Source organism: Flammeovirga sp. SJP92, from assembly GCF_001583495.1.
In the GTDB taxonomy this organism is placed as follows: domain Bacteria; phylum Bacteroidota; class Bacteroidia; order Cytophagales; family Flammeovirgaceae; genus Flammeovirga.
In genome coordinates, this window is the sequence record NZ_LQAQ01000099.1 from 79,992 (window position 1) to 91,798 (window position 11,807).

At 34.0% G+C, this 11,807-nt stretch carries 5 protein-coding genes; all 5 read left to right on the forward strand.

What is annotated here, in order from left to right:
* Positions 1-159: 159 nt before the first annotated feature.
* The gene (locus tag AVL50_RS25575; RefSeq protein WP_216639088.1) at positions 160-3,312 is read left to right on the forward strand and encodes a SusC/RagA family TonB-linked outer membrane protein; all 3,153 of its coding nucleotides are present in this window, start codon (positions 160-162) and stop codon (positions 3,310-3,312) included.
* 11 nt (positions 3,313-3,323) lie between these two features.
* Entirely contained in the window at positions 3,324-4,772 is a 1,449-nt protein-coding gene (locus tag AVL50_RS25580; protein WP_062619771.1) for a SusD/RagB family nutrient-binding outer membrane lipoprotein, read from the forward strand.
* An 823-nt stretch (positions 4,773-5,595) separates the two neighbouring features.
* Positions 5,596-8,784 (forward strand): TonB-dependent receptor, encoded by a 3,189-nt coding sequence (locus tag AVL50_RS25585; RefSeq protein WP_062619773.1) that lies wholly within the window; start codon positions 5,596-5,598, stop codon positions 8,782-8,784.
* 6 nt (positions 8,785-8,790) lie between these two features.
* Positions 8,791-10,221 (forward strand): RagB/SusD family nutrient uptake outer membrane protein, encoded by a 1,431-nt coding sequence (locus tag AVL50_RS25590; protein WP_062619775.1) that lies wholly within the window; start codon positions 8,791-8,793, stop codon positions 10,219-10,221.
* Positions 10,222-11,252: 1,031 nt separating this feature from the next.
* On the forward strand, positions 11,253-11,378 hold the full coding sequence (locus AVL50_RS33750) for a hypothetical protein (RefSeq protein ID WP_256366141.1): 126 nt from the start codon (positions 11,253-11,255) through the stop codon (positions 11,376-11,378).
* Positions 11,379-11,807 lie beyond the last annotated feature (429 nt).

Here is an 11,807-nt window from a genome sequence, read left to right on the forward strand (position 1 = left end):
AAAACCTAATTAGAAACCAATTTAAATTTTGTATTAACGTTTTTTTTAGACTCCATTTCAATTATTTTCTTTCAAAAACGCATACTACAATCTTAGCTTAATTTAATCAATTATATGAACAAGCGACTTCTATCCACAATAGTGCTTGCATTGATAACAATGTTGAGTTCTATTGCGCAGGACCGCACCATTTCTGGTGTAGTGTCAGAGGAAGGTAATCCCCTTCCTGGTGTTACAGTTTTATTAAAAGGAACAAGTAAAGGTACTATTACTGACCTAGACGGTAAATATCACCTTACTATCGGAGATGATGCAACTCTAGTTTTCAGTTTTGTAGGTTACTCTACTCAAGAAGTAGCAGTAGGACAAAGTTCTAGAATCGACATCTCATTAGAACAAGATGCTGAGCAATTAGACGAGGTTGTTGTAACAGCGATGGGACAACAGACCGATAAAAAATCTATTGGTTATGCTTATCAAGAAGTAAATGCTGAAACATTACAACAAGCAGGTAACCCTGGTTTAGCAGGTGCACTTCAAGGTAAAGTTTCTGGTGTAGATATTAAGCCATCTTCAGGTATGCCAGGTGCATCTACACAAATCAATATTCGTGGATCTAGATCATTTACTGGCAACAATGCTCCTTTGTATGTTGTGGATGGTATGCCGATTTCTTCAAATCCAGACTTCTCAACGGGTTCATCTGTAACTGGTGCTGACGTAGCAAACAGAGCTGTAGATATTGATCCAAACGATATTGCAAGCATCAATATTTTAAAAGGTCAAGCAGCGGCAGCTCTTTATGGTATTAGAGCATCTAATGGTGTAATTATCATTGAAACAAAATCTGGTAAAGGTGGAAGAAGTTCAAAACCTATTGTGAACGTTTCAAATACGACTTCATTTGATGTTGTTTCAAGAGCTCCTGAGTATCAGACAAAATATGCTCAAGGTTCTGCTGGTGTTTTCGATCCTTATTCATCAATGGCATGGGGACCAAGAATTTCAGATTTACCTAATGATATTAATAACGACCCAAGTCGACCTACAGGACCTAATGGGACAGGCTATGGAGGTAATCACCAAGGTCATGAAGGTAAGTATTTTGTACCTCAATTAGAACATGCAGGTATGAATCCTTGGGTAACTCCAGGTACGTACGATAATTTTGGAGATTACTTTGGAACAGGTTATACAGTTAATACTTCTGCTAATATTAGTCAATCAACTGATAATGTTAACTATAGTGTTGGTATTTCAAATGTAGACCAAAAAGGTGTTGCTCCAAGTACTGGAATGACTAGATGGAATGCAAAAGCTAGATTAGATGCTTCATTAAATGATAACTTTAGCACAGGAGCTTCAGCTAACTATGTTCAATCTGAAATTGATAAGCTTTCAGCTGGTAACGATGCGGCTTTAGCAGGTGTTTATGCTGCACCTAATTCATATAACTTAAAAGGAATTCCTTCGGCAAACCCTACAGATCCTTATGATCAGATTTCTTTTAGAAATTTGGGCTTCCCTAACCCTTATTGGGCAGCAGAAAACAATGTTTTCAATGAGAAAACAGACCGATTCTATGGTAATGCTTATTTACAATATGAATCTAAATTGAGAGATAACATGGATATCCGTGTGAAATATCAATTGGGTGTTGATTCTTATACATCACATTACCAAGATATTTTTGAATATGGAAACAGAGGCGTATTCAATGGTGCTGGTGGAGGATCTATCAAAAACTATGGTGTAACAAATAATACTATTAACTCTTTGGCTACAGTTAATTTCAATTGGGAAATCACTTCAAAGAGCAAAATTTCAGCAATTTTGGGTAATGAATTGAACGACAATACTCAAAAGAAATATGAGCAATATGGTGCTAATTTCAATAGTGGAGGTTGGCAACATATTTCAAATACTCAGGTTCAATCAATGGATGAGAGACAACGTATGACGAGAACAGTTGGTTTCTTTGGTAGTTTGACCTATTCTTATGAGCAAATCTTCTTCTTAACAGCTACAGGTCGTAATGATTATGTATCGAGTATGCCAAGAGGTAATAGATCATTCTTCTACCCTTCAATCTCAACTTCAGTTGTATTGAGCGAGCTTGATTTCTTGAAAGATGTAGATGAATTATCATTATTTAAAGTAAGAGCATCATGGGCACAAGTAGGTCAAGCAGGTGATTATTATGAAGACTATTATAGTATTCCATCATATTCTGGAGGATGGTGGTCTGGAGAGTACCCTATCAATTACCCAATGAATGGTGTGACAGGTTTCAATAGATACGGAACACTTTATGATCCTCAGTTAAAACCTCAAAATACAACATCATATGAACTTGGAACTGATTTAGGATTCTTCAATGATCGTATTGTATTATCATATACTTATTCTCGTCAGGACGTAGAAGATCAAATCTTTGCTGTGCCATTGGCAAAATCTACTGGTTATTCTCAGAAGTTGACAAATGGCGGTCGCATCAGTACAGATGCACATGAGATCAACTTAACATTAGTTCCTATTCAGAAGAAAGATTTAAGATGGGATATGACTTTCAACTATTCGAGAATTGTATCTGTAGTTGAAGAATTAGCACCAGGTGTGGAATCAATTTTCTTAGGTGGATTTGTAACTCCACAAGTTAGAGCTGCAGAAGGATTTGCTTATCCTGTAATTTACGGTTCAACATACTTGAGAGATGACAATAACAATATTATTGTTGATAAAGATGGTTTACCAATGGTTGGACAAGAGGGTATTATTGGTGATGTAACTCCGGATTTCATCTTGGGATTCAATACAAGTCTTCAATATAAGAACTGGAACTTATCAGCAGTATTAGATTGGAAACATGGTGGTGAAATGTACTCAGGTACTAACGGTTTGATGAAACTTTATGGTGTATCAAAAACAACTGAAAACAGAGATCAAGATATTATTTATCCAGGTGTAAAAGAAGATGGTTCTCCAAACGATATTGTAATTGGACCAAATGGCGAAAAATCTCACCAAGATTTATACTTAAGAGAAAACGGTATCAATGAGTCATTTATTTATGATAACTCATTCCTCAAGTTAAGAGAATTGGCTGTAGGGTATCAATTCCCAGAAAAAGTGTTCAACGGAACAACTGGAGTAAGATTATCAGCTTTTGCTCGTAACATCTTATTATGGTCTAAACTTCCAAACTTAGATCCTGAATCATCTCAAGGTAATAATAACATGGGTGGATCTTTCGAAAGATTCTCTATGCCAAACACTTCAAGCTTTGGTTTTGGTGTTGACTTAACATTCTAATTTGACATAACATGACAATCAAAAAATATATAAACAAGTTTGCCATTTTATGTGTGGCAGGCGCAACCTTATTCTCTTGTTCAGAGGATAAGATGGACGAAATCAACCAGAATCCAAATAACCCGACAGAGATGTCAACAAATTTGATTCTAACAGATTTGATCAACAGAACAGCTGTACAAGTAGCTAATGGTGATTTTGCTTTTTATGCATCATTATTTGTAGAGCACTATGTAGGTACTCACAATCAGTTTTATCAATCTGAAATTCGTGAAGACGGACAGTTAGCAGTTGCATCAACTTACAATAACTCTTGGAATGGAGCATATACAGCTTTAAGAGATGCGAAAGATGTAATTGAAATTTGTTCTCCAGAAGGAAAAGAACAAGGAAATACTGCTAACTTGGGTATTGCTCAAGTATTAACGGCGTATAATTTATCAATTCTTACAGACGTTTGTGGTGATGTACCTTGGTCTGAAGCATTGAATGCAGAAGATTTCATGTTGCCGAATGTTGATAAGCAGGAAGATATTTACAATGAAATCTTTGCATATATCGATGCGGGTATTGAAAATTTAAGTATTCCTAGTGGTTTTAATAGTATTGGAGGCTATGACCTTGTTTATGGAGGTGATGTAGAATTATGGACAAAGTTTGCTCATGGTTTAAAGGCAAGACTTTTAATGCGTTTATCTCATGTGAGACCAAATGTTTATGATGAAGTAATTGCTGAAGTTGCAAAGTCATTTACAAGTGCTGCTGAAGAAGCTAAATATGTATATAATGGAGGATCAAGTAATAACCCTTATGCGTTATTGTACGTAACACGTGATCAATATGGTTCTTCAAAATCATTACATGATATGATGTCTGCAAACAATGATCCTAGAATTGCAACTTATTTTATCCCTAAAAGTGATGATGAAGACGCTGTGTTAGTTTTAGGAGAAAATGGTCAAAATGAGCAAAATCAAAATAAGTATGGTATCTCAACTTATTTCAAAGATAGAACCAACGCTACTCAGTTCTTATCTTTCCATGAGTTGAAATTCTTAGAAGCAGAAGCTTTAGAAAGAAAATCAGTAGGTTCTGGTCAAACCGCAGCTATCGAGGCAATAAAAGCAGCATTTGAATATGCTAATTTAACTAGTGATCAAGCTGATACTTATGTAGCGACAATTACAGACTTCAGTATTGATAGAATTATGGGTGAGAAGTATGTATCATTCTTCCAATCAGAGGCTATCGAAGCATATAATGACTTCCGTAGATTAAAGGCAATGAACGGAGGAGCACATCCATCTTATGTGAACTTCCAAAACCCTAAAGTGGAGAAATTCCCATTAAGATATACTTATGGTGCTGATGACGTAAATAATAACGTGAATGTTAGAGAAGCTTATTTAAACATTAATGTATATAATGATAATGTATGGTGGGCTGGTGGTTCCCGTTAGTTCACATATCATAAGGTTCAAAAACTTTTGTAATGTAACTTTATGAACGTACTTTTTGGTTAAGCCCAATGGATTTATTTCCATTGGGCTTATTTTTTTAAGTCTACTTAAAAGAATATCGTTAGTCGAAATCATAAAGAATTAGCTTTTCTCTACTTTAACATATAGCATAAAAAATATATCATATCATTAAGTATCACATGTAGAGTAAGTGATATGTTATGATGATTTTAGCTCTTTTGAATATTCATAATTTGAATTGAAAAATTATTTAGATTGTTATGATCAAATGATTAATTCTTAACTTTTATAAGTGATTTGTTATTCATTTAACCTTGTGCAGTTGAAGTTTATCTCCCTTAAAATAAAAATGAAAGAGTATAATCTTTATTATAAATTGATATGTTAAATGAGGTGTTGAGAAAGTTAAATTACCTATTGCATCAAACTCTAAAATTAATGGTTTAAATTGAAATTATATTTTTTAGTGGCGAATCTCAAATTTAACCCTACTATAAAGCATATTATTCAATTAATTGATGAATTTGGTTAAATGTTAAATTGTTATTATTCAGGTGTTTATATTTTTATTTGTATATTTTCACATTCATTAACTAAAGATAGTTAAAAAAAATATGTGAAAAATAAGATATTGCAATGTAAACATAGGTTAAATTTTTTAATATTCTCTTTTTTTAAGTTTTAGGAAAAGATTTAAAGATTCAACTATTTAAAGTATAAACGTTTTTTTAGGGACTTCCAATTCAATAATTCTGTTAAAAACGGATACTGCAATCTTAAGCTTAATTTAATTCAATTATTTATGTACAAACGACTTCTATCGTCAATTGTATTTATTTTAGCTCTCGCTGTAAATACTTTTGCACAAGAAAAGACTGTCTCAGGTGTTGTAACTGAAGAAGGCACCGGTCAACCTCTTCCAGGTGTAACAGTTGTCATTAAAGGGACATCAAAAGGTACCATCACCAATATCGATGGTGCATTCAAACTTCAACAACAATCTGCATCTGATGTATTGGTATTCAGTTTTGTAGGTTATGAAGCACAAGAAGTGGCAGTTGGTACTCAATCAACAGTTAATGTCACTTTAAATCAAGATTTAGAACAACTTGAAGAAGTAGTAGTAATCGGATATGGTACTACAGAGAAAACTTCATTTACTGGTGCTGCAACTACTGTAGACTCAGGGACAATTACTAAGGTACAAACATCAAACCCGTTATCTTCATTAGAAGGTTCTGTACCTGGTTTATCAGTAACTGGTATTTCAGGACAACCAGGATCATCTCCAGATATTGTTGTTCGTGGTTTTGCAGGTATCGGTACTTCAAATGCTCCACTAATTGTTGTAGATGGTGCTATCTTTGATGGTCAAATGAATGCAATTAACCCTAATGATATTGAATCATTCTCAGTATTAAAGGATGCATCTGGTACAGCCATCTATGGTTCAAGAGCAACAAATGGTATCATTATGATTACTACAAAAAGTGGTAAGACAGGTGCTCCAAAAATCAACTTCTCGACAAGATATGGTGTTTCAGAAAGAGCTTTCAAGGAATACGAGAGAGTAGGTTCTAAGGATTATATGTCGGCAATGTATGAAGGTCTTAAGCAACAATACATGAACCGAGAAGATAATCCACTATCTGCAGAAGAGGCTGGTTTAGAAGCGTCAAAAAACTTGATGGGTACTACTGGTAATTATAATAATTTCAAAATTTCAAATGGACAACCATTAATCAATGAGTTTGGAGAGTTTAATGAAACTGCTCAAATGCTTTGGGAAGATGATTGGCAAGGAGAATTAATCGGTACTGGAATACGTCAAGAATACAACTTGGATGTAAACGGTGCAAGTGATAAGACTGATTATTTATTGTCGCTAGGTTATTTAGATGAAGAAGGTATTGTAAAGAACTCTGGTTTTGAAAAGTTTACAGCAAGGTTAAAAGTAAATACAGATATTAAGAAATGGGTGAAAGCTGGTTTGAATGTAAACTATGGTTACACAACAAGTAACTTTTTAGGTGCTGACGGAACAGCAACTTCTAATCCATTCTATTCAACTCGTGCAATGGGTCCAATCTATCCAGTATACATTAGAGATAGACAAGGTAATTTTGTTTATGATGATAACGGAAACAAAATCTTTGATTTTGGTAACGGTGAGCAAATAAACATCAATACAGATTTGAATCCAGGTGATGAAGGTTACGAATCATTAGTAAGACCTTATGCAGGTAATTCAAATGTAGTGGCTACAACTCAGTTAGATCAAAACTATAACGAAAGACATAGTATTGGAGCAAGAGGTTATTTAGATTTTGATTTTGGTAAAGGTTTTGGTTTTAAAACGAATATATCAACAGATACCTATGCAACTAACTACCTTGAGCATCAAAATAGTGAGTATGGTGATGCGCAAAATGTAGCTGGTCGTACTGTGAGAACAAATGATATGAATATGTCATATACATTTAACCAAATTTTGACATATCAAAAAGGTTTTGATAAGCATAATGTAAATGCAGTATTAGGTCACGAATATTATTCATTGAATTACCAATATTTGTCAGCAACAAAAACAGGTTTCCCATTATCAGGTTTAACAGAATTGAACCCTGCAACGACAATCTCTGGTGCTAGCTCTTATCAGTTAGATCATAGAATGGATTCTTACTTTGGTCGTTTAGAATATAACTTTGATCAGAAGTATTTCTTCTCTGCTTCATTACGTCAAGATGCGACATCACGTTTTAATAAAGATTCAAGAGTGGGTAACTTTTGGTCAGTTGGTGGTGCTTGGAGATTATCAGAAGAGAGCTTCTTAAAATCAACTTCTTGGATTGATGAATTAAAACTTCGTGCTTCTTACGGTAAATTAGGTAACGAGCAAGTTGTAGATAGTAATGGAGATGATGATTACTACCCATGGGAAGCATTGTATAATTTAAGTTTCTCTAACTCGTCATACCCTGGTGGTAAATTGAGCTCATTAGCAAACCCAAGTTTGGAATGGGAGAAAAATGCAATGTTTAACATTGGTGTTGACTTTAGCTTCATGAATAAAATTTCAGGTGCCATCGAAGTGTATCAAAGTACAACAGAAGACGGTATCATGAGTAAGCCACTAGCTCCTTCAACAGGTTTTAGTAGTATTATTGCTAACATTGGTCAAGTACAAAATAGAGGTGTAGAGATTACTTTAAATGCAACTCCTGTTAGAACTAAGAACTTCGGTTGGGATATTGGTCTTTTATGGAGTAAAAACATAAACGAAATTACTGAGTTACCACAAGGTGAATTTATCAACGGTACGAAACAATGGAAAGTAGGAAACTCTATTTATGATTTCTATTTAAGAGAATTTGCAGGTGTTGATCCTCAAAACGGTGATGCTCTTTACTATAAAGATGTTATTGGAGATGATGGTGAACCTACTGGAGAACGTGAAACAACAAATGTTTATTCTGAGGCAGGACGTTATATTGTAGGAACTGCTATTCCAGATTTCCAAGGTTCAATTACAAACACTTTTACATATAAAGGTTTTGACTTCTCAGTATTATTTACATACTCAGTAGGAGGTAGTGTTTATGATGGATCATATGCAACATTAAACAGAGTTAGAGCAGGTAGTGCATTGCATGTAGATGCTGTACATAAAGCATGGAAACAACCAGGAGATGTTACTGATGTGCCTCGTTTACAATTAGATGAAAATGCAAACCTTTACAGAACATCAACAAGATTTTTAACAGATGCAACAAACTTTGGTATTAGAAACCTTACTTTAGGTTATACATTGCCAAGAAGTATTGCAAATAAAATCCAAACTTCAAACGTAAGAGCATACGTTACAGCTGATAATTTATGGTATTCGAATGCTCGTCAGGGATTATTTATTAATCCAGCTTCATCAGGCTTAACAGATTATACTTATGTGCCTGTTCGTACAATTTCATTTGGTTTGAACTTATCTTTATAATATAATATGAAATTCAATAAATTTTTAGGCTTACTTGCAGCTGTCGGTATTTTATCAAGCTGTACTGATAATTTAGATGTTGCCCCAACAGGTGATGTATCTGAGGGTGTACTTCTAAGTTCTGTACAAGGTGCAGAAGTAGCTTTAAATGGTATATATAGAAACATGTATTCATATTCTGAACGAACTGACCATTTTGGAGAAATGGCTATTAAACAGGCGTTAGAATTGAAAGCAGATGATTTTTATCACTTAAATCGTGGATATGGTTGGTTCACAGATGCTTATACTTGGACCGATTATGACGCTACTTTAGATAGAACTGAATATATCTGGAGCTATTACTATGAAAACATCGCTAACGTAAATGCAATTCTAGCAAAAGTAGATGAGCTAGCAGGTTCTGATGATGAAAAAGCAGTAGTTAAAGGTCAGGCGTTAGGTTTGAGAGCTTATTATTATTTAAATCTAGTGCAACTTTACCAACAAACTTATGTTGGAAATGAGGCAGCACCAGGAGTTCCTATTTATATAGAACCATCTTCTCCTGATACACCTCCAGCTGCTAGATCTACTGTTCAAGAAGTATATGATCAGGTTGATGCAGATTTAGTAGCGGCTGAAGCGGAGTTTGATAAAGTGCCAGCACACTCTCAAGAACACTCTTCACATGTGGATGCAAAGGTTGTTTATGGTATAAAAGCAAGAGCTGCTTTAATTAAGAACCAGTGGGCGACTGCTGCAGAGTATGCAGGTAAAGCAAGAGCTGGTATTAATCTTGCAACTGGTACTGCATTTAATAATGGCTTTAGTAATGCGTCAAGAGCTGAAGGTTGGCTTTGGGGATTACAGGTGATTGGAGATCAAAGTACTATCTATGCATCTTGGTTCTCTTTTGTGGATAACACAGTATTTGGTTATGCTGGTTTAGGTATGCAAAAGTGTATTAATAAACAATTATTTGATCGTTTGGGAGATACTGATTCTAGGAAATCATTAATTACAGATGGTGATGCAGATATACCTTACATGTTTAATAAGTATAGAATGACATCTCCATCTACTTGGGCAGGTGATTATGTATTAATGCGTGCTGAGGAAATGCTTTTAATTGAAGCTGAAGCAAAAGCAATGTTAGGACAGAATGCTGAAGCCGCACAAGTTTTACAAGAATTAGTTGCAGTAAGAGATGCTAGTCACAACGTCACATCGTTAACGGGTGCTGCATTACTAGATGAAATTTCTTTCCAAAGAAGAGTTGAACTATGGGGTGAAGGTTATCGTTTGTTTGATTTATTAAGAAAGAAAGAAAGACTTGATAGAACAAATGGTGGTCATAATTCAGGTTTTGCACAGGTAATGGAAAGAGAAGTTGGAGCTGATGGTTGGGTTTTTGAAATTCCACAAGCTGAACTTGATGCGAACCCTAATTTATAATTAAGGTTTATAATAACTAATTAGTTATATATGAGGCTGTTTCATAACTAAGTTTATGGAACAGTCTCTTTTTATATGATAATAATTGGGGAATCGTGGTAAAAGGTTAACTACTTGATTTCTATACAATATAAGAATATATAATAAACCCCTGAAAATGTCAAAATTGACTTTTTCAGGGGTTTTAGCTTGCCTAAATTTGGATTGCCACACAAAAAAAAGGTACAAATCAAGCTCAAAATAGTATGCAATTCGAAATATTCAAGCTTGAACAAGTTCAAACTCTTCAATAATATAAATTTAAGAATCCTGAATTAGGAAAAAATTCTCTGAGAAAAACTTGAGCAATTATATACTTCCTATTTCCCAAAAGGAGGGAAGAAAGTCATAGTTCAATAATTAAGGACAAACTAGCTCTTATGTTTCTGAAGTCCTACTCTGGTTTAAGAGATGATTAATTAATTGACAGACTGAATACAGATTGAACTTATCAGGTGTTTTGTTTTCGCTTTTTTTAAAAGATAATGAAACAATAAAATACATTACACTCTACCAAGTACAACTCGTTCTCACATTTCATCAATCATTGATATTGATGAACTTCAATTTACCTTATTAAAATACAGGAAAGAAGGTATTGATTTTTCTAATCTATTACTGATGGATACTACCTGTTATGAAAGTGGTAAATTGTGTATAATCAAGAAAATATACTTCCATCAACTATATATGTTTGATCATAAAAAGGAACGTATTGATGACCGTATCATCTCCCTTTCCAAGCCTTGGTTTCGCCCGATTGTAAGAGGAGAACTAAAAAAGTAGATTTTGGATTCAAAGCTCATATTCTGTAAGTAGAAGGAATCAGTATTATTGATCATTTATCATCCAATGCTTTTAGTGAAGGTACATACCAAAATAGAGCTTCTATAAACATCAAAAAATCTTTAGAAGTAAAATAGAGCAGATGGGATCTATGCTACCAATAAAAACCGTCGATAACTAGTAAAAACACCTTCATAAACTTTAAAATGAAAGATCCAAAATCCTATACAAAGGAAGAAAATAGCATAGTTGAGATCATCGCAAAAGGAAGACTGCCCCAAATGGAAGTTTTTTTGGAACCTATAAAAGAAGTTATGGGCTCGGCAAGATAAAAGTGAGAACAGAAGCGGATGAAAAACAATAGATTGTGTTTGGAATTCTTATTTCTAATGCTGTTTTAATGAGGAAAAAAAAGAAACGAAACCACTTGAAATACCACAAGAAAGGCAATTTAAATTAGTAGTATAAAAAGTCACTTTCCCAATATCCCTTGGATAAATGTGTCTATATAGTTCTTAATGGGGTATTTTTTTGAACTAATTCTATATAAAACCACCCACTAAAATAGATAGAATACTTCTGTTTTAATGGGTGATGAAACTATTTACCGGAATTCCCTAATTATTGATCATATGTAACAATTTTGACAAGAGTAATAAAGGAAAAGATGATTCTTATTTACAACTTCGTATAAGAAATTAAAGAATAATAAAAGTCTTTTGAAAGTGAAATGTATATGAGTTAGGACGAATCAGAAAAGA